Raw genomic sequence first — 19,320 nt, 5'->3', positions numbered from 1 at the left:
ATAACACCCGTGTGCCGCGTCTTTCGACCTACTGTTCCCGCCCGGCATTCCACCGGGCGGGATTTTTCAAATGGAAGCCCAGGATTGTCTGATGCCCCTGTCCCATGACCAGATCACCCGGTTTCTGAAATCCGTACACCCCTATGACGCCTTGCCGCCTGACACGCTGGACGATCTGGCCAACCAGATCGAGGTGTGGGAGGTCGATGAAGGGTTTCCCGTGTATGAGCTGGGCAACACCCTACCCGGCATATTTGTGATCTATGAAGGACAGGTTGAGATCACGGATGAAAACGGCGCTGTCGTTTCGCATCTGGGACTGCGCAATTCCTTTGGGGAACGTGGTCTTCTGAAGGACGGCAAAGCTGCAACCCATGCACATACGCATACGCCGTCCGTTCTGATGGTTCTGCCCCCCAACGTGGTGCGCGGGCTGATCGACGGCCATGATGTTGTCGCCAACTTCTTCAACCGTACGCGCGGGGAACGTGCCGGTCCGCAAAGCTTGGCCACCAGCGCGATTGACGTTTTGATGGCCCACAACCCGGCCACCTGTCCTCCGGACATGCAAGTTCAAAAAGCCGCGCGGGTGATGCGCGATCGCCATATCTCGTCTCTGTGCGTGACCCACGACGACACGCTGCTGGGCATCGCAACGCTGCGGGACGTAGCCGGAAAATACGTGGCGGACAACATGCCCGAAACAACGCCCGTTTCAGCGATCATGACACCTGATCCCGTCACTCTTTCACCCTCCGATATCGGATCGGACGTGTTGCATGTGATGATGGAGCGCGGGATCGGCCATATCCCGATCTGTGAAGGCGGCAAGCTGGTCGGTATCGTCACGCAGACCGATCTGACCCACTATCAGGCCGTAAACTCGGCCGAACTGGTTCGGCGGATCGCTCATGCCAAGTCTGCGGGTGAAATGGCACTGGTCACGGCTGAAATTCCTCAACTTCTGGTGCAGCTGGTGGCCAGCGGTAACCGGCATGAGATCGTTACCCGTCTGATCACCGACATCGCCGATACCGTGACCCGCCGTCTGCTGGCGCTGGCAGAAAAGAAATTAGGCCCGCCGCCCGTGCCTTATCTGTGGCTAGCCTGTGGTTCGCAAGGGCGGCAAGAGCAGACCGGCGTATCGGATCAGGACAATTGCCTGATGCTGGACGACAACATGTCTGACGGCGACATGGCCTATTTCAGCGAACTGGCAAAATATGTTTCGGACGGGTTGGACACTTGCGGGTATTTCTATTGCCCGGGCGACATGATGGCGACCAACCCCCGCTGGTGTCAGCCGGTGAGGGTATGGCGGGATTATTTCAACGGCTGGATCGCCAAACCGAACCCCGAGGCGCAAATGCTAGCCTCGGTCATGTTCGACCTGCGCCCCATCGGCGGCGCGTTCGAACTGTTCGAGGATCTGCAAGCCGACACGCTGGCTGCAGCCAACGCGAATTCGATCTTCGTGGCGCACATGATTTCCAATTCATTAAAGCACACGCCCCCGCTCGGCCTGTTGCGAGGTTTTGCCACCATCCGCTCGGGCGAACATCGCAACACGCTTGATCTGAAACATAACGGCGTTGTGCCGGTGGTTGATCTGGCCCGCATCTACAGCCTTCAGGGTCAGTTGCCCGAGGCCAACACCCGCGCCCGCTTGAAAGCCGCCGAAGCGGCCCAAGTTCTTAGCCCTTCGGGCGCGCGGGATATTCTGGACGCCTATGACTTGATCGCTGAAACACGGTTGGAACATCAGGTGAGGCTGGTCAAATCCGGCAAAAACCCCGACAACTATCTTCCACCATCGACTTTGTCTGACTTTGAGCGAAGTCATCTGCGAGACGCCTTTGTCGTCGTAAAAACAATGCAGTCGGCGGTGGGCCATGGCAAAGGTATGCTGAACTAGGCAGACCCAAACGGGCGCAAAAGCGTTAAACCAGGAGAAAAACATGTTTCTGGAACTGATCGGCACCATCTTTGCAGGGATCGCCTTTGCAGGAGTGGTGATGGGAGTGAACAAACTGACGGGTGGTCGCCTGCCCCGCTGGGCCGCTCCGGTCGCGGCTGGGTTGGGTATGATCGGCATGACCATCGCCAGCGAGTATTCCTGGTACGACCGAACCACTGAAACGCTGCCGGAAGAAATGGAAATCGTGCAAGAGGTTAAAAGCCGGGCCTTCTATCGCCCGTGGACCTACGCCGTACCGTTCGTCAATCGCTTTGCCGCGATCGACACCGCCTCGGTCCGCACCAACGAGCAGGTGCCGGATCAACGCCTTGTGGACATGTATTTCTTTGGTCGCTGGTCACCGATCTCGAAACTGCCGGTGGCCGTCGACTGCGCCACCAACAGCCGTGCCAGCCTGGCCGATGGAGCCGAGTTCGGTGACGACGGCCAATTGCTCAATGCCGACTGGCTGACCGTCAACGCCGAGGACCCCATCGTCGAGGCCACCTGCGGAGTTTAACATGCTGACCCGGCTTAGCCTGCGCGTCCGAATTTTTCTGTTCTTCTGCTTGATGGCAGTGGGCGCACTGGCCGTTAGCTCTGTGGCACTTTGGGTAAGCTATCTGCGTGTCGCTGATCCTGCGTTAGCAAGTGCTTTTATCCTGGCTGAAATCCTTATGGGTTTCGGCTTCATCGCCTTGATCATTGCCGTCTGGCTGCTGTTTGACGACAACGTGGCAAAGCCCATCGAACGTCTATCGGCCCAGCTGCGCGCCCGCGCACATGCGGGCGTCAGCACGGATATGGACATGCAGGCCGCGCGTTATCTGGGCGACCTGGCCCCAGCGGCAGCCGGGCTGGCGGATCAGCTGTCAGGCAAGACCATGGATGTGGCTCAGGCCGTGGCTGCTGAGACTGCGCATCTGTCTGCTGAAAAACAAAGACTGACGGCCCTGCTGACCGAGATTCCGGTGGCGATGGTGCTGGCCAGCCCCACCCACAAAATCGTGTTGTACGATGGGCAGGCCGCCGGAGTGCTGGCCCAAATCGCCCATCCCCGCTTGAACGCCTCGCTTTACGAATACCTACAGCCCGTGCCACTGCAACAAGCCTATGAGAAACTGTCAAAATCCGGGCTTGAGGTCGATTGCATCCTGACCAGCATCGACGGTGCGCAAACCTATTCCGCCCGCATGAAGCCGCTGGGCGACGCGCCCGGATATCTGCTGATATTCGACGAAAGCGCCGCTAATATCGCACCCGAGGCTGCGCGCCCACTGGTATACGACTTTGACTTGCTGAACAGCGCGGTCGCGGGCGAGTTCGAATCTCTCGCCCTTCGCGATCTGTGTTTTGTGGTGTTTGACACCGAAACCACGGGACTACTGCCGCACAAGGACGAAATCGTCCAGATCGGCGCGGTCAGGGTTGTGAATGGCCGCATCGTTCAGGGCGAGCGGTTTGATATGTTGGTTGATCCTGGCATGCCGATCCCGCCGGCTTCGACCAAAGTTCATCATATCAGCGACCACATGGTTCAGGGCGCGCCGGATATTGCTGCGGCGGGGCGCACGTTCCACGAATTCGCGCGGGATGCGGTGATCGTGGCCCATAACGCGCCTTTCGACATGGCCTTTCTGCGGCGCCATGCCAAACGCATGGATGTCGACTGGGATCACCCCATCCTCGACACCGTTTTGCTATCTGCTGTTCTGTTCGGCGCCAGCGACAAGCACACCCTGGATGCGTTGTGTGACAGGTTAGAGATTGCCATTCCGCACGACCTGCGCCACACCGCCCTTGGCGACGCTGTCGCCACAGCGCAAGCACTGGTCAAGATGCTGCCGATGCTGCAAGCCCGTGGCATGACAACCTTTGGCGCAGTCATCGAGGCAACCCGCCAACATGGCCGCCTGCTGGAAGATTTGAACTGAACGTCAAAATATTCGCTCAAGATTCAGCTTTTCATGGACAATTCCGGCAGACCGTGGCACCTGATGCGCGGCCACTGCACGAGCGGACAATGACTGAAAAGACCTTCACCCCAACTCCTGACCAAAGTACCGCTTTTCGCGAAGCGCTGGGGTGTTTCGGAACAGGTGTCACCGTCATCACGACGAACACCGAAAACGGACCGCGTGCGATAACCGTCAACTCGTTCTCATCGGTCTCGCTGGATCCGCCGTTGGTGCTGTGGTGCCTGGCAAAGGACTCGTTTCGGTTCAATTCCTTTAATGCCTGCCAACATTATTCCATTCACGTGATGGCACAGGAACAGCAGAATCAGGCACTGCAGTTCGCGCGTGATGGGTTGGATTTCTCGCACGTGGAATGGGATACGGATCACAAAGGCAGGCCGCAACTGAACGAGTGTCTGGCCCGGTTCGATTGCCAGTTACATGCCAAGCACGAGGCCGGGGATCACTTGATCCTGGTTGGTGAGGTTGAACAGGTGATGTATCGCACGGGCAAAGGGCTGATCTTCAAACGCGGTCAGTTCGGCGGCTTCGCGGACCTGCTGTAAGCTTCATTCATCAAGCGAGCCGTGAACGGCCAACGCCTCAAGCTGTGTTTCCTGTGGGGTGATAATTCGGAACGCTTCGTGTACGCCCGTGTCGGACAACTCACGCGCGACCGTCAACAGTGTGTTCGGGGCGTGTTCTTCGCAAAGCTCACTCATATGGACGATTTCGGCCTGTGCCACACCCAAGGCCGCTTCGACTGAAGGCGCACCGTAGAATTGCACAAAATGCTCGGCCAGAGTTTGCACAATCTGGTCCAATTCGGCCTGTTCGATCTGTGTCACGGCGACGAAAGTCACACGCCCAAAGGTTTCAACACCCAACCAACCGTTTGAAAACGCCTGCCGCGCCTTACCTTCCAGATCGGCCTCACCCCAGTTCGAGAATTCAAACCCGCCTGATATGCACCATTCCCCCGTCCGCGCCGGTGAATGGAAGACGTTCATGTCGCTTTCATCGAAATGGATCGCTCGAGCCAGTTTCATCATCGGTTCTCCAATAGTTCGGTCAGCGGGCGTAAACGTGTTTCATCGCCGTCACGGATCAGCATACCGAACCGCTCATCTGTACCCAGAAACACGCCCGTCTCTCCGTAGGGCTCTCCGACGCCGCGCAGCAGCCCCATCCATTCGCCGTGCAAAGGAGCGTTGCCGTCCTCTTGCCAGCGATTGAGCCAGGTCAGCATATGCCGCGACCAGCTTTCAACCAGTTGTGCTGCTGAGACATCGGCGCACCCTTCGTCATACAGCGCGGTGACATCCGGCGTTTTCCCCGGATCATCACCGGTTTGCAGCAACGCCAGTTCCCAACTGACCACCAGCCAATCGGGTTCTTGCCCGGGATCGCGGCCTGAGGCGGCGGTGCGGAACATTCCACACTTCGCCCCGTTCACGCAAATCAGTCCGTCCCAGCCCAGATGCACGGCAACCTCGGGCGGAGCCAGCGCGCCTAGCGCGTTCTGAAACCCCACGGCGCACAAGGGCAGCATCGCCATAGCGTCCTGCAAAGGCACCTCGGGCGCAAAAACGATGGCAACGCGCAGGCGGTCGGCTTGAATGTTGTAAACCACCGTCCCCGCGTCGCAGCCCAGCGCGGCCATGGCTTGGGCGCGGTCGAACGGGTCTTCCCCGCCCTGCACAGGATGGCCCGTCAGCAATGGCGGAAAGACCGGTTGGTTCATGCGTTACCCTTGGCAATCATATCGCGGGCGACTTTGCGGAATGCCTCAGCCTGCGGGCTGTCGGGTTTGCTGACCACGATGGGCGCGCCCCCGTCCGCAGCGACCCGGATATCCAGATGCAGGGGGATTTCACCCAGCAGCGGAACACCCAGCGCTTCGGCCTCGGATTTCACACCGCCGTGGCCAAACACGTGTTCCTCATGCCCGCAGTTGGAGCAGATATGGGTCGACATGTTTTCGATCATGCCGACGATAGGAGTCTTGAGCTGGTTGAACATGTCGATCCCTTTGCGGGCATCGATCAAGGCCACGTCCTGCGGGGTAGATACAACAATGGCACCGTCCACCTTGAACTTTTGGCTCAGCGTCAGTTGCACGTCACCGGTGCCTGGCGGCAAGTCCACGATCAGCACGTCCAAAGCGCCCCACTGAACCTGGCTCATCATCTGTTGCAGCGCGCCCATCAGCATTGGGCCGCGCCAGACAACCGCTTGCCCTTCATTGGTCATCAGACCCATCGACATCATGGTGACGCCGTGATTGCGCAGCGGCAGGATCGTCTTGCCATCGGGGCTGGCCGGACGGCCCGAGACACCCAGCATCCGGGGCTGCGACGGGCCATAAACATCAGCGTCCAATAGACCGACACGACGCCCCTCGGCCGCCAGCGCACAGGCAAGGTTGGCAGACACGGTGGATTTACCTACCCCGCCTTTACCCGAGGCAATGGCGATTATCCGATCCACCCCCGGTACGGCCTGCGGGCCGGTTTGCGATGGCTTGGGTTTCGGTTTCAGATCTGGCGGAGCCTTTTCCGAATGCGCGGTCAGCAGAGCAGACACATTGGCCACACCGTCTGCCAACTTTGCGGCCTGCTCGGCGGCGGCACGAACGGGCTCCATTCGCTCGGCCTGTTTCGGATCAATCTCAAGTACGAACCGAACGGTGTCACCTTCGACATTCAGCGCGCGCACCACTCCGGCGCTAACGATATCCTGCCCCGATACAGGGTCAGTGATCTTTTTCAGGTTTGCCAGAACCGCGTCACGAACACTCATGCCATTACCCCTTTAATTCCACCCACGATGAGGTTGCGTTTCATTGCATGTGTCTCCGTCTCATTCAGTTCATTTGACGCAATCGGGACCAGACCGTTAGGTTGGGCCATGCGCGTTGTCCTTTTGTGCCTGAGCCTGACGCTCTCTGCCAGTCCCTCTTGGTCGCAGGAGGCCATTGGCCTTGCCGCCCCGACGGAAGTAACAGACTCTGGTCTGCTGCAACATATCCTTCCTCGCTTCTCTCTCAAGACCGGGATACGCGTTATTGCGGATGACGGGGGCATTTTGGTGCTGGAAACCTCCCCGCCGGGCGATCCAGTCTTTGCACGCGGCGGTGTGGTGTACCATCTACGGATCGAAGACAACGCCCGGCACGAACGGTTCCGCGACTGGCTGCTGTCCGATATCGGCAAGAATACGGTCGAAAGCTTTGTCCCTGACCAAGGGGCACCCTTCTCTGCGAGTTTCGAAGTAACGGCAACCCAGCAGGAAACCGTGATCGAAGGCGACGCTGCCCGGGGCGCGGAACTGTCGATGACCCATTGCGGCCGGTGTCATGTGATTGGGCCGCAGAACCGGATGAACGGTCTGGGCTCAACCCCATCATTCGCGGTGCTGCGATCGATGCCGGACTGGTCTGAACGGTTTGAGGCGTTCTTTGCCCTAAACCCTCATCCCGCCTTCACACAAATTGACGGGCTGACACCGCCGTTTGCCCCTGAACGCCCCTCGCCCATTCACCCGGTCGAGATGACGCTGGAAGAGCTGGAGGCCATTCTGGCGTTTGTTTCTGCCATCCAGGCTGCTGATTTGGGCGCACCGCTACAGCTTCAATGATCCTTTCGCTTTGAGAAATAATCCTCGGTCGTGACAACCTTGGGTCTTGGATTGGACTGGAACGGATTGTCTGATTGCTGAAACTGCGCGTTCACTCGGCAGTTGTCACACATCTGGATCATCCGGGCCTTGTCCGAGGTGGCAAACATCGGATGCGTGCCAGACAGCTTTTCCATGATCCGTTCGACCGTAGATTTCACACCGAACAACGCACCGCATTCAACGCAGGCAAAGGGTTCTTCCTCATTCAGCACCTGCTGAGACAAGGCTGCGTCGCTCAGGTCCAGTTGCGGGACAAGGGTAATCGCATCCTCGGGGCAAACGCCCTTGCACAAGCCACATTGCAAACAGGCGTCCTGCTGAAAGTTCAGCTGCGGTTTGTCCGGGTTGTCAGCCAACGCACCTGACGGGCACAGCGACACGCAGCTGAGGCACAATGTACAGGCGTCCGTATTCACCACCACCGCCCCGTACGGAGCATTTTCGGGTAATGATAAAGGTGTATCCGCCTGCGGATTCAACGCCTGTGCAGACAAGCGCGCGATTTGTCTGCGGTTGCCCAGCGGCAGCACCGGATCAGCCAGTGGTGAGGGAACGTCCTGCGCATACAGCCAATCTGCCATCGCGTCGGGGTCGGCCTCATCAATCAAGGACAACCCATCCGGTCCGGCAATCGCCTGCGCCAACGCCAATTCGCGATCCAAGGCGTCGCGCTCGGTGGTTGGGGCCAGAAGGATATCGACCCGGGCGAACCCATGCGCCAATGCGGCCAGCATTTCGGCGTGGCCGAACCCCGAAATCACGTTTAACTCAAGCGGGATGACATCTGCGGGCAAGCCGCGCCCGAACCGGGCGGCCAGCCGGATCATCTCAGCACCGTGGGCATCGTGGACCAACAAACGGGGCGACGTCCCCCCTGCCCGCCGATAGGTCCGCGCCAGAATGTGCATGCGTGACAACAGGGCAGAAACTGGCGGGTCCTCGTATGTGATAGCGGTCGATGGGCACACCGCCGCACATTCCCCGCATCCGGCGCAGACCATTGGGTCAATGGACACATGTTCCTTCGCCGGCACGATCGCACCCGTCGGACAAATATCCAGACAGTTGGTACAAGCGACCTGCTCGGCACGGGAATGGGCACACAGCGTTTCTTCGAGCCGCACGTAAAGCGGCTTTTCAAACGTGCCAACCAGTTGCACTGCCTCATAGGCCAACCGTTCCACGGCAAGCGGGTCCTTGGGATCGGCGCGCAAATAGCCTTCGCGTTTGGCCGGGGCCTGAACGAACGCAGTGCCACCGGACAGGTCTATAATAATATCGCAGGCCGAGTGCGCCCCATCGCGGGCCTCAGTCCAGGTAAACGCCCCACGACCGCCCGGCTTTAGCTGTTGCAAGGCGTCCAGCCGCAATGTGAACCCGCCCAGTGCGCCGTTCAGCGACCGAAGTTGGCCGCGCACCACGTCAAATGACCGCGAAACCGGCGACGCGTCGTCGGTCACCAGCACCGTCACTGCCAAAGTGTCCGACAGCCGGGCCGCCAGATCAAAACTCACCTCACCTGCCCCGACAATGAAACAGGTGCCTTCGCTAAAGACGTCAACGCTGGGCGTGATGGGCTGAGGCAGCAGAGCCTCAGCCGCCAAAGCGGCCATCTTGGGGGTCGCATCGCTACTCTGCTCTGACCAACCGGCGCGGTCACGCAAGTCGACAAACCCCGGCATGTTGATATTCAATTCGTCTGCAAGGTCCCGGAACACATCTTGCTCCTGCCCGCAGGCAATCACCATATCCCCGTCCTGCATCAGGGATACAGCAGTCTCCAACTCAGCCGTACACAGGGCCGTATGAACCTTTGAGCAGGCGATCCCACAAGCGGATGCGATTTTCTCGGCCTCCAGATCCTGCGTTCCGGCGCAATCGCATAGTATTAGTTTTGTGCCCATGGCATCCCCTCCCCATCTTGGTTTCAGCTTAGGGTGTCTTGGAAAAGTGGCAATGCCCCATGGCAAATCTTTCGGCATGGCCGGGTCTTCAATGCCTCTCGGGTTCGTAAACAATCGGTGATCAGATCATTAGCCCAGCAATTCAGACTTGGCACATGGTTGCTTTGTGTACCATAGTAGACCCAGGGGAAGGCAGGGGAGAGCCTTCCGGGGAGGACTAAGTGGCCAAGGCCGCAAGCCAGATTGAAATGCCAATCGGCGTCGTCGTGCGCAAAACACCCGGTGTAACCCGCTGGGCGAAATGGAACTGGCGCGCCGTTGCCGTGCTACCCGGTGCCGGGCCAGCGGATTGGCTTGAGATGCGTCGCGAGGGTGAAGCCGTGGAGTACCACGCCGCCACCCTTCCCTTGACGCTTTGGGCTGATGAAACTGAGGCCTACATGGTCAACCTGTCCGACGGACAACCTTCGATCTACCTTGTTCTTCGCGATGCGCTGGATGGCGAACGCCCGATGGATGCGGTGCTGGTCACGGCGTCCCCGTTCGAAGGACAGGATTATGCAGATACCGGCGAAGAGATTGTCGAAAAAATCCCGATGACTGAAGGGCTGATTGCCTGGGTTCGGGATTTCGCGCTGGAACACCACCGTGATGAGGTTTTCGTTAAACGCCGCCGCGACAAGAAACGGACGGACCTTGTAGAGGACGGCAAGGGGGATGCGCGTATCCGGCAGACCTCGGACGTTTACCGCGCACCGCGGAGGCTGTTGCAATGACCCAAGCTCGCGATTTCTGGTCCCGCCGCAAAGCTGCCGTTCAGGCCGAAGCCGAGGCCGAGGTCATCGCGAGTGAAGAACAGGTCATCGCCACGCAACACGCCGAGTTGGAAGAAAAGAGCGACGCCGAGATTTTGGCACAGTTCAACTTGCCCGACCCCGATCAGTTGCAGGCTGGGGATGATGTCTCGGGGTTTATGGCAAAGGCCGTCCCTGACCGGTTGCGCCGCCGTGCCTTGCGGCGGCTGTGGCGGCTGAACCCGGTATTGGCCAATGTGGACGGGCTTGTCGACTATGGCGAGGACTATACCGACGCGGCCTGTGTGATCGAGAACATCCAGACCGCCTATCAAGTTGGCAAAGGAATGCTGAGCCACATCGAAGCATTGGCTGCAGAGGCCGAAGAGGATGCCCCTGAAATCGAACCCTTGGTGGATGAAGGTGAAACCCTGGCAGCCGAAGAGGAACCGGAAGTGGTTCCAACCCCAGCCCCTGCCCAGGTGGCCGTGGCATTTACCGATGAGGTGGACGAGACAGCGCCGCAGGTTGCCCCGCGCCGCATGAAATTTGAATTCGAAGGATGACGAAATGACCGCAGGCAATGCGCAAAATCTGGAAGTCTCGGCCGAAGATCGCCTGCGCGCGGATTTCTACAATTTTCTGGGTCTGCTTCTGTCAGGCCCACCAGATCAAATGCTGCTAGATCAGGTCGCGGGTCTGACCGGGGATGGCACAGACCTGGGTCAAGCCATTCAAGCCATGGCGCGGGTGGCCAAAGTCACCAAACCCGCCGCCGCGGAACGGGAATTCAATGCGCTGTTCATCGGACTGGGCCGGGGTGAGCTGCTGCCTTATGGCAGCTATTACCTGACCGGTTTTTTGAACGAGAAACCTCTGGCGCAGTTGCGCAATGACATGGCCGTCCGCGGGATCACCAGAGCGCAGAACGTATTCGAGCCTGAAGACAACATTGCCTCGCTGATGGAAATGATGGCAGGCATGATCGTTGGCCGTTTTGGCGCACCCGCCACGGTCGAGGATCAAAAGGCGTTCTGGAACAAACATATCGGCCCCTGGGCCACACATTTCTATTCTGATTTGGAAGCAGCCGAAGCGTCGGTTCTCTATGCCTCGGTCGGCACAGCCGGTCGGGTGTTTATGGAAATCGAACGCGAGGCCTTCCGAATGACGGCGGTGTGAACCACCGCAACTCGCCAGCGCCCGAATTGGCGCTAAATCGCAAATGGGAAAGGAGAAGCCCATGAGCAAGACCAAGGAAGAAGGCGCCTCGCGCCGCGACTTCCTCAAACTGGCCGGAACCGCAGCGCCCGCTGCTGTTGCCGCAGCCACACTAAGCGGAAAAGCCGAAGCAGCCGAGCTGCCCACGGACGAAACCCGCATGCAGGACACAGCGCACACCCGCGCTTACCTGGACAGCGCGCGCTTCTAAGCCGCCTCGACTGCGCCCGGTTTACCGACCGGACGATGTCACCAACCGACTGACGGTTGCGATTGGCCCTGACGTCGGCATCAGCAGTACCAAGCCAGCCGTGGCTTACACGGCGCGCAAGGGAGGAAAACAATGCTAAGGAAAAAGACCAACGGGGTTGCGAGACGCCCCCAGCGGACAAGTATCCTGTCCCAGGTCGGCGAGAAAACCGTCGATCGCCGCGCATTCCTGCGTGGATCGGGTCTGACGATCGGCGGCCTTGCCGCGATCAGCGCCACGGGTGGAACCGTGACGCCAGCCAGCGCCCAGACAGCGGCCAATCAGGCCGTTGAAAACATCAAATCCGTATGCACCCATTGTTCGGTCGGCTGTACAGTCGTCGCCGAAGTGCAGGACGGCGTCTGGATCGGGCAGGAACCCGGTTGGGACAGTCCGTTCAACCTGGGTGCGCACTGCGCCAAGGGGGCCTCGGTTCGCGAGCACGCCCATGGCGAGCGCCGCCTGAAATACCCGATGAAAAAGGAAGGTGGCGAGTGGAAACGCATCAGCTGGGAAGAGGCGATCAACGAGATCGGCGACGGCATGATGAGCATCCGCGAAGAGTCGGGGCCAGACAGTGTTTATTGGCTGGGTTCCGCGAAGCACAATAATGAACAGGCCTATCTGTTCCGCAAGTTCGCCGCCTACTGGGGCACGAACAACGTGGACCATCAGGCGCGTATCTGCCACTCGACCACTGTTGCGGGCGTTGCGAATACATGGGGCTACGGCGCCATGACCAATTCGTATAACGACATGCACAACAGTAAGGCGATCTTCATCATCGGCGGCAACCCGGCTGAGGCGCACCCTGTCTCGCTGCTGCATATATTGCGCGCGAAAGAGCAGAACAACGCACCGCTGATTGTCTGCGACCCGCGTTTTACGCGCACCGCGGCCCATGCAGATGAATATGTCCGCTTCCGCCCCGGCACAGACGTTGCGCTAATCTGGGGCATCCTGTGGCACATCTTCGACAACGGCTGGGAGGACAAAGAGTTCATCCGCACCCGTGTCTGGGGTATGGACCAGATCCAGGAAGAGGTTGCCAAGTGGAACCCGGAAGAGGTCGAGCGCGTCACCGGCACGCCCGGTTCGCAGCTCAAGCGCGTTGCCCGCACCATGGCCAACAACCGGCCCGGCACAGTCGTTTGGTGTATGGGTGGCACCCAGCACACCAACGGCAACAACAACACCCGCGCCTACTGCGTGCTGCAGCTTGCGCTTGGCAACATGGGCACCTCGGGTGGTGGCACCAACATCTTCCGCGGTCATGACAATGTGCAGGGCGCGACGGACCTTGGTGTTCTGTCTCATACCCTGCCCGGCTATTACGGCCTGTCCGCAGGTGCATGGGGCCACTGGGCACGTGTCTGGGGTGAAGAACCCGAATGGCTGGCTGGTCAGTTCGCCACGATCAAGGACAAGGAAGGCAAGGATAAACCGCTTCAGAACGAGCGCGGTATCCCTGTCTCTCGCTGGATCGACGGTGTTCTGGAAGACCCAGCAAACATGGATCAGGACAACAACGTTCGCGCCATGGTTCTGTGGGGTCACGCGCCGAACTCGCAAACGCGTGGGCCGGAAATGAAGACGGCGATGGAGAAGCTGGATATGCTGGTCGTGATCGACCCGTACCCCACCGTCTCGGCCGTTCTGCATGACCGCACCGATGGCGTTTACCTGTTGCCTGCCTGTACGCAGTTCGAAACCCGTGGCTCGGTCACGGCCTCGAACCGCTCGCTGCAGTGGCGCGACAAGGTGGTTGATCCGCTGTTCGAAAGCTTGCCGGACGAGGTCATCATGGCCAAGTTTGCCAACAAGTTCGGCTGGGCGGACCGGTTCTTCCGCAATATCGAAATGGAAGACGCCGAAACCCCGAATGTTGAAAGCATCACGCGTGAGTTCAACTCGGGCCTCTGGACCATCGGCTATACCGGTCAGTCGCCGGAACGTCTGAAAAGCCATATGGCCAACCAGCACACGTTCGACAGAACGACGTTGCAGGCTGTTGGTGGACCAAACGACGGCGAATACTATGGTCTGCCATGGCCCTGCTGGGGCACGGCCGAGATGGGTCATACGGGGACTCCAAACCTTTATGACATGTCCAAACCGGTGGCCGAGGGTGGCCTGACCTTCCGCGCCCGTTTCGGGGTGGAACGCGATGGCGACAACCTGCTGGCCGAAGGGGTCTATAGCGTTGGGTCGGAAATTCAGGATGGATATCCCGAATTCACGATGCAGATGCTGATGGATCTTGGTTGGGATGGCGATCTGACGGATGAGGAACGCACAGCAATCGACGCTGTTGCGGGTCCGAAGACCAACTGGAAAACCGACCTGTCCGGCGGCATCCAACGGGTCGCGATCGAGCATGGCTGTGCGCCCTTCGGGAACGCTAAAGCCCGTGCGGTCGTCTGGACCTTCCCGGATCCGATCCCACTGCATCGCGAGCCGCTATATACCAACCGGCGCGATCTGGTGGAGGATTATCCGACCTACGAAGACCGTCAGGCCTATCGCCTGCCTACCCTTTACGCTTCGATCCAGAAGAACGACTTTTCAAAGGATTACCCGCTAATCCTCACGTCTGGTCGTCTGGTCGAATATGAGGGTGGCGGCGAGGAAAGCAGATCGAACCCGTGGCTGGCCGAACTGCAACAGGACATGTTCGTCGAGATCAACCCGCGCGATGCCAACAACCTTGGTATTCGTGATGGGTCTCAGGTCTGGGTCGAAGGTCCCGAGGGCGGCAAAGTCAAGGTGATGGCGATGTTGACCAACAGGGTCGGTGCCGGCGTGGCCTTCATGCCATTCCATTTCGGCGGCCACTTCCAGGGACAGGACTTGCGGGACAAATACCCCGCTGGCGCTGATCCCTACGTGCTGGGTGAAAGCTCCAACACCGCCCAGACCTATGGCTACGATTCAGTGACCCAGATGCAGGAGACGAAATGTACTCTCTGCAAAATCTCGGCAGCGTAAGGAGGACGATTTATGGCTAGAGCAAAGTTTCTCTGCGACGCTGAACGCTGCATCGAGTGCAACGCCTGCGTCACCGCGTGCAAGAACGAGCACGAGGTCCCATGGGGCATCAACCGCCGCAGGGTGGTGACGATCAATGACGGCAACCCGGGCGAACGCTCAATCTCGGTGGCCTGCATGCATTGCTCGGATGCGCCTTGCATGGCAGTGTGCCCGGTCGACTGCTTCTATCAGAACGAAGAAGGCGTCGTCCTGCACTCCAAGGACCTGTGCATCGGTTGCGGTTATTGCTTCTATGCGTGCCCCTTCGGCGCGCCGCAGTATCCGCAGGCCGGAAACTTCGGATCACGCGGCAAGATGGACAAATGTACCTTCTGCGCCGGTGGTCCCGAGGAAACGCACTCGACCGCAGAGTTCGCCAAATACGGTCGCAATCGGATCGCCGAGGGCAAACTGCCCATCTGCGCCGAGATGTGTTCCACCAAGGCCCTGCTCGCCGGTGATGGCGACGTGGTTTCGGCCATCTACCGCGAACGCGTCGTGGCGCGCGGGTTTGGCTCGGGCGCCTGGGGTTGGGGCACGGCCTACGACCAGAAAGACGGTTAGTCCCGTTTTGAAATTGGCGGTCCCGTAGTGTCAGCTACGGGACCGCCCCAGCCCGGCCAAACCACTTGGCCGGGCATAAGTTGGCGTGACCAACCTGAACGGAGTAATTCATGACCGAAGATGTTTATTGGCTGCTGAAACTTGACCTGCAAGCAGATCAGGATGACATATTCGATGCGCTAATGGCTGAAATGGTGGATGCAACACTAAATGAAAGCGGTGCGAAGTCCTATGAATGGCACCGCAGCGGATCGGCAGTTCACATATTTGAACGATACGCCAGTTCTGATGATGCGATGATCCATATGCAAAACTTCGGGGCAAATTTCGCAGATCGTTTTCTGGCAATTCTGACACCAACTCAGCTGGACGTTTACGGCCCCGCTAAAGAAGACCTGCACGCGGCGCTTACGCCGGTTGGAGCGGTCTTTCACAAACAAGTCAGCGGCTTTGACCGATAGACACGAACGACACAGGAGATTCGACAGATGCGCCTGATCTTAATGCTGCTGATCCCCCTATTCCTCACCAGTGTCGCCTTGGCTCAAGAAAGTGCGGATGTCCCGATTGAATCCGAACGCAGCACCACTGGCGGCGCCACGACACTGGAAGACATTCTGGCCCGTCAGCGCGGTGAAAAGGTCGACAATCGTTATCGCTCGGACAACACCGGTCAAGGCAATGCCGAAGGTCTGCTGGGCCAGTTGGGAACACGCGGCGTTGCCTCAGACAGTGATGTCTATCGCGCGATCCGATACGGCTCGGCCGATACAACAGTTTCATCCAAGGGGCCTGCGGCTGGCGTTCTAATCCAGGACGGTGGCATGTGGTGGCTGAACTTCCGCACAGGCCCCTTGCGCGAATTCGGAACGTACATCCTGGGCGGAATGGCGGCCATCATCGTGTTGTTTTTCCTGATCCGCGGAAAAATCCGCATCGACGGGGAAAAAACCGGCCGCACCGTAACCCGCTTTAACAGCTTTGAGCGGTTCGGGCACTGGCTGTTCGCCGGGTCTTTCCTTGTACTTGGCCTGACCGGCCTGCTGACCCTTTATGGCCGTGATTTCCTAATCCCGCTTTTCGGGAAAGAAGGGTTTGCCACCATCGCACAAGGCTGCAAGTGGTTACACAACAATCTCGCATGGGCCTTTATGCTGGGTTTGGTCATCGTCACCGTGAACTGGATCGCCCACAACATCCCCAACCGGGTGGACTTGAAGTGGCTGGCCGCCGGTGGGGGCCTTTTCACCAAAGGCAGCCATCCGCCTGCCAGGAAGTTTAACGCAGGACAAAAGGTCATCTTCTGGGCCTGTATCCTGCTGGGCGTTTCGATCAGCCTGTCCGGGCTGTCGCTGCTGTTCCCGTTCGAACTGCCGATGTTTGCCAAGACCTTCTCGGTCGCCAATTCCACCGGTATTCCACAGATGTTTGGCCTGAATTTGCCAACCCAGATGTCCCCACAGGAGGAGATGCAATACGCGCAGGTTTGGCACGTGATGATCGCCTATGTGTTCATCGCCATCATTATCGCCCACATCTATCTGGGTTCGGTCGGCATGGAAGGTGCCTTTGACGCAATGGGTACCGGCGAAGTCGAAGAGCAATGGGCACGCGAGCATCACTCGCTGTGGTTGGAAGAGGTACAAGAAAAAGAGGCCGGTAAGGCAGCGGCCTCACCCGCAGAATAGATGCGTGGGCTGGTCCTGGCCCTGGCGCTGGTCCCCCTGCCCGCCATGGCCGAGTTTTTCACACTCAAGGGTCACGGCGGACCGATCATGGGGATCGCCACCGCGCCGGACGGGCGGATCGCCACGGCCAGTTTCGACAACTCGGTTGGCTTGTGGTCGAACCGTACGCCCGAATGGCTGGAAGGGCACGAGGCAGCCGTAAACTCGGTCGCGTTCAACGGGCGCGCGATCTATTCAGCAGGCGATGATTTCACCCTGCGCCGCTGGCCGGGCGGAGAGGTTGTTGGCCAGCACAAAGGCAAGATCGTGGGGGTCGCGGCCTCGAAAACGCATGTCGCCACTGCCAGTTGGGACGGCACCATTGGACTCTGGCCCGAAGATGGATCAGCCGCACAAACGCTTACGGCGGGCAGCGGTGTGAACGCCGTCACTTTTTCACCAGATGGTGCAACGCTGTACTCGGCTGGCATAGATGGAACACTGCGAGTTTGGGATGTAGCCAGTGGACAGGAAATCCGGCGACTGGTGGAACACGGGTTCGGGATCAATGAATTGGTTCTGAACGCCGCCGACAACTGGATTGCCTATGGTGCAGTCGACGGTGTGACCCGCATTTTGGAGCTGACCACCAGAGAAGAACGTGATTTTACCCTGGATCGCCGCCCCATTCTGGCCTTGGCCCTTAGCCCGGATCGCAGCCTGTTGGCTGTTGGCGACGGCGAGGGTTACATCATGGTGATCGATACGGCTGAATGGCACATCGCGCAGGATTTCCGCGCCACTCTGCGCGGGCCGGTCTGGGCGCTGGCCTTTTCTGCGGACGGTCAGAACATCCACGCGGGAGGCATTGACGAGGCGATGTATAGCTGGCCGGTTTCATCCCTCGGCAATCGCGAACAGATGGCAGCGGCCGAGCCCAGTTTCCTGAAGAACCCCGAAGAAATGAGCAACGGGGAACGGCAATTTTTCCGAAAATGTTCGATCTGCCACAGCCTTACGCCTGATGGGCAAAGACGTGCAGGGCCGACTTTGTATGGAGTCTTCGGACGCAAGGCCGGTACGCTGGCGGGATATTTCTACTCGGATACGCTGCAAGACTCTGATATCGTTTGGAATGACGAAACGATAAATGCCCTTTTCGACGAGGGGCCAGACCACTACATACCGGGATCGAAGATGCCGATGCAGCGGATCACTCAGGCCCAGGATCGCGATGACCTGATTGCCTATTTGCGCCGCGCAACGGCACCGGAGAATAAGACCGGAGGAGACCAATGAAAGCCTTTCTTGCCGCTGTGGCCGTAATGGTCGTAATCACCGTCGCTGCGCCCTATGCACTGCAACAGGTCGGGTTCAGCGCTGCCGATGCGGGAACCGGTTCGGCTGTGCGTCTCGACTGAATGTCCGAATACCTGACCACCAAAGAGCTGGCCGACCTGCTGCGCATTGGCGAGCGTAAGGCCTATGATCTGGCCTCATCCGGCGCGGTCCCCTGCGTGCGCGCCATGGGCAAGCTGCTGTTTCCTCGGGCTGAGGTCATCGCCTGGCTGAACGCATCCCGGTCCGGCCCGCAAGTGGCAGAACCCGCCCTGCCCCCGATCATTGCTGGCAGCCATGATCCGCTGCTTGATTGGGCTTTGCGCGAAAGCGGTTCGGGTCTGGCCACGTATTATGACGGTTCCTTCGACGGGCTGACCCGCCTGAAGGACCGCAGCGCGCAAGCTGCGGCACTGCATATTCATGAGGATCAGGGGTTCAATACGCAATCCCTGCGCGCCAATCTGGGTGAAGCCCCGGTGGTTTTGTTTGAAGTCGCGCAGCGGCAACGCGGATTGTTATTGGCACCGGGCGTCACCGGTATCACTGACTTTGCCGATCTGAAAGGACGGCGGGTGATCCTGCGGCAGGACAGCGCCGCCAGCCAACGGCTGTTCGACGCACAGCTAGAAGCCCACGATCTGACGCGCGACGATCTGGACGCCCTACCCGCCTGCGCCCGGACCGAAGAAGAACTGGCCATTGCCCTGCATGACAGCAAGGCCGAAGCCGGGTTTGGGTTGGGTGCCCTGGCCAGCCTATACAATCTGGGCTTCGCGCCCACCCATACTGAACGGTTGGACCTGGCCATCTGGCGCCGCGCTTATTTTGATGACCCGATGCTGAAACTTCTCAGCTTTTTTCAGTCTGAACGTTTCGCCAACCGTGCTGCCGAATTCGGTGGTTATGACTTGTCCGAGTTGGGCACGATCCACCACAATGGCGCAAGCGGCTGA

Annotated in this window: 20 protein-coding genes; 16 read left to right on the top strand and 4 right to left on the bottom strand. The window is 59.2% G+C overall.

From position 1 onward, the window contains the following. Window positions 1–91: 91 nt before the first annotated feature. The 4 genes from ACR0JB_RS03545 to ACR0JB_RS03530 all read left to right on the top strand — a co-directional run bounded on the left by ACR0JB_RS03545 (window position 92) and on the right by ACR0JB_RS03530 (window position 4,481). Complete coding sequence (locus ACR0JB_RS03545) at window positions 92–1,915, top strand: DUF294 nucleotidyltransferase-like domain-containing protein (RefSeq protein WP_170393703.1); 1,824 nt, start codon at window positions 92–94, stop codon at window positions 1,913–1,915. Window positions 1,916–1,958: 43 nt separating this feature from the next. Then, on the top strand, window positions 1,959–2,477 hold the full coding sequence (locus ACR0JB_RS03540; RefSeq protein ID WP_170393701.1) for a hypothetical protein: 519 nt from the start codon (window positions 1,959–1,961) through the stop codon (window positions 2,475–2,477). Window position 2,478: 1 nt separating this feature from the next. Further along, on the top strand, window positions 2,479–3,891 hold the full coding sequence (locus tag ACR0JB_RS03535; protein WP_170393699.1) for a 3'-5' exonuclease: 1,413 nt from the start codon (window positions 2,479–2,481) through the stop codon (window positions 3,889–3,891). Window positions 3,892–3,980: 89 nt separating this feature from the next. Further along, window positions 3,981–4,481, top strand: a complete 501-nt coding sequence (locus ACR0JB_RS03530; protein ID WP_170393697.1) for a flavin reductase family protein — start codon at window positions 3,981–3,983, stop codon at window positions 4,479–4,481. 3 nt (window positions 4,482–4,484) lie between these two features. Here ACR0JB_RS03530 and ACR0JB_RS03525 read toward each other — a convergent pair whose 3' ends face one another. The 3 genes from ACR0JB_RS03525 to ACR0JB_RS03515 are packed head-to-tail and all read right to left on the bottom strand — an operon-like array spanning window position 4,485 to window position 6,717. Next, window positions 4,485–4,964, bottom strand: a complete 480-nt coding sequence (locus tag ACR0JB_RS03525) for a DUF6505 family protein (protein ID WP_170359302.1) — start codon at window positions 4,962–4,964, stop codon at window positions 4,485–4,487. Further along, the gene (locus ACR0JB_RS03520) at window positions 4,964–5,659 is read right to left on the bottom strand and encodes a biotin/lipoate--protein ligase family protein (RefSeq protein WP_170393695.1); all 696 of its coding nucleotides are present in this window, start codon (window positions 5,657–5,659) and stop codon (window positions 4,964–4,966) included. Before ACR0JB_RS03520 ends, ACR0JB_RS03525 begins: the two co-directional genes overlap by 1 nt. Then, complete coding sequence (locus ACR0JB_RS03515; protein WP_170393693.1) at window positions 5,656–6,717, bottom strand: Mrp/NBP35 family ATP-binding protein; 1,062 nt, start codon at window positions 6,715–6,717, stop codon at window positions 5,656–5,658. The genes ACR0JB_RS03520 and ACR0JB_RS03515 overlap by 4 nt, the downstream gene beginning before the upstream one ends. Window positions 6,718–6,825: 108 nt before the next feature. Here ACR0JB_RS03515 and ACR0JB_RS03510 point away from each other — a divergent pair, with 108 nt between their 5' ends. After that, entirely contained in the window at window positions 6,826–7,554 is a 729-nt protein-coding gene (locus ACR0JB_RS03510) for a c-type cytochrome (protein WP_480789682.1), read from the top strand. Here the strand turns inward: ACR0JB_RS03510 and ACR0JB_RS03505 are convergent. Then, window positions 7,548–9,500: a 4Fe-4S binding protein gene (locus tag ACR0JB_RS03505; RefSeq protein ID WP_480789681.1), complete on the bottom strand. Its 1,953-nt coding sequence runs from the start codon at window positions 9,498–9,500 to the stop codon at window positions 7,548–7,550. The two genes, ACR0JB_RS03510 and ACR0JB_RS03505, sit on opposite strands and share 7 nt — an antisense overlap. 221 nt (window positions 9,501–9,721) lie before the next feature. On the opposite strand from ACR0JB_RS03505, the gene ACR0JB_RS03500 reads away from it, so the two are divergent. From ACR0JB_RS03500 to ACR0JB_RS03450, 11 genes are all read left to right on the top strand, one after another. After that, window positions 9,722–10,276, top strand: coding sequence for a DUF3305 domain-containing protein (locus ACR0JB_RS03500; RefSeq protein ID WP_170348414.1), 555 nt, complete (start codon window positions 9,722–9,724; stop codon window positions 10,274–10,276). Beyond that, window positions 10,273–10,860 (top strand): DUF3306 domain-containing protein, encoded by a 588-nt coding sequence (locus ACR0JB_RS03495; protein ID WP_170348413.1) that lies wholly within the window; start codon window positions 10,273–10,275, stop codon window positions 10,858–10,860. Before ACR0JB_RS03500 ends, ACR0JB_RS03495 begins: the two co-directional genes overlap by 4 nt. Before the next feature lie 4 nt (window positions 10,861–10,864). Next, complete coding sequence (locus tag ACR0JB_RS03490) at window positions 10,865–11,476, top strand: TorD/DmsD family molecular chaperone (protein WP_170358029.1); 612 nt, start codon at window positions 10,865–10,867, stop codon at window positions 11,474–11,476. Between the two features lie 61 nt (window positions 11,477–11,537). Further along, entirely contained in the window at window positions 11,538–11,726 is a 189-nt protein-coding gene (locus ACR0JB_RS03485; protein ID WP_170348411.1) for a twin-arginine translocation signal domain-containing protein, read from the top strand. Between the two features lie 132 nt (window positions 11,727–11,858). Then, on the top strand, window positions 11,859–14,753 hold the full coding sequence (locus ACR0JB_RS03480) for a formate dehydrogenase subunit alpha (RefSeq protein ID WP_170393678.1): 2,895 nt from the start codon (window positions 11,859–11,861) through the stop codon (window positions 14,751–14,753). 12 nt (window positions 14,754–14,765) lie between these two features. Further along, a complete protein-coding gene (gene fdh3B, locus ACR0JB_RS03475; RefSeq protein ID WP_037307340.1) occupies window positions 14,766–15,359 on the top strand; it encodes a formate dehydrogenase FDH3 subunit beta in 594 nt (197 codons plus the stop codon). Window positions 15,360–15,469: 110 nt separating this feature from the next. Beyond that, complete coding sequence (locus tag ACR0JB_RS03470; protein ID WP_170348409.1) at window positions 15,470–15,820, top strand: putative quinol monooxygenase; 351 nt, start codon at window positions 15,470–15,472, stop codon at window positions 15,818–15,820. Between the two features lie 27 nt (window positions 15,821–15,847). Then, window positions 15,848–17,047, top strand: coding sequence for a formate dehydrogenase subunit gamma (locus ACR0JB_RS03465; RefSeq protein ID WP_480789680.1), 1,200 nt, complete (start codon window positions 15,848–15,850; stop codon window positions 17,045–17,047). Then, window positions 17,048–18,325 carry a c-type cytochrome gene (locus tag ACR0JB_RS03460; protein ID WP_170393674.1) on the top strand — a complete coding sequence of 426 codons (1,278 nt, stop codon included), beginning with the start codon at window positions 17,048–17,050 and terminating at the stop codon, window positions 18,323–18,325. Continuing rightward, entirely contained in the window at window positions 18,322–18,447 is a 126-nt protein-coding gene (locus ACR0JB_RS03455; RefSeq protein WP_264187089.1) for a hypothetical protein, read from the top strand. The genes ACR0JB_RS03460 and ACR0JB_RS03455 overlap by 4 nt, the downstream gene beginning before the upstream one ends. Further along, a complete protein-coding gene (locus ACR0JB_RS03450; protein WP_480789679.1) occupies window positions 18,448–19,320 on the top strand; it encodes a substrate-binding domain-containing protein in 873 nt (290 codons plus the stop codon).

The organism is Ruegeria sp. BI7 (assembly GCF_056537925.1).
The sequence above is the reverse complement of the archived record's forward strand: the minus strand, read 5'-3'. Positions and strand labels throughout refer to the sequence as shown.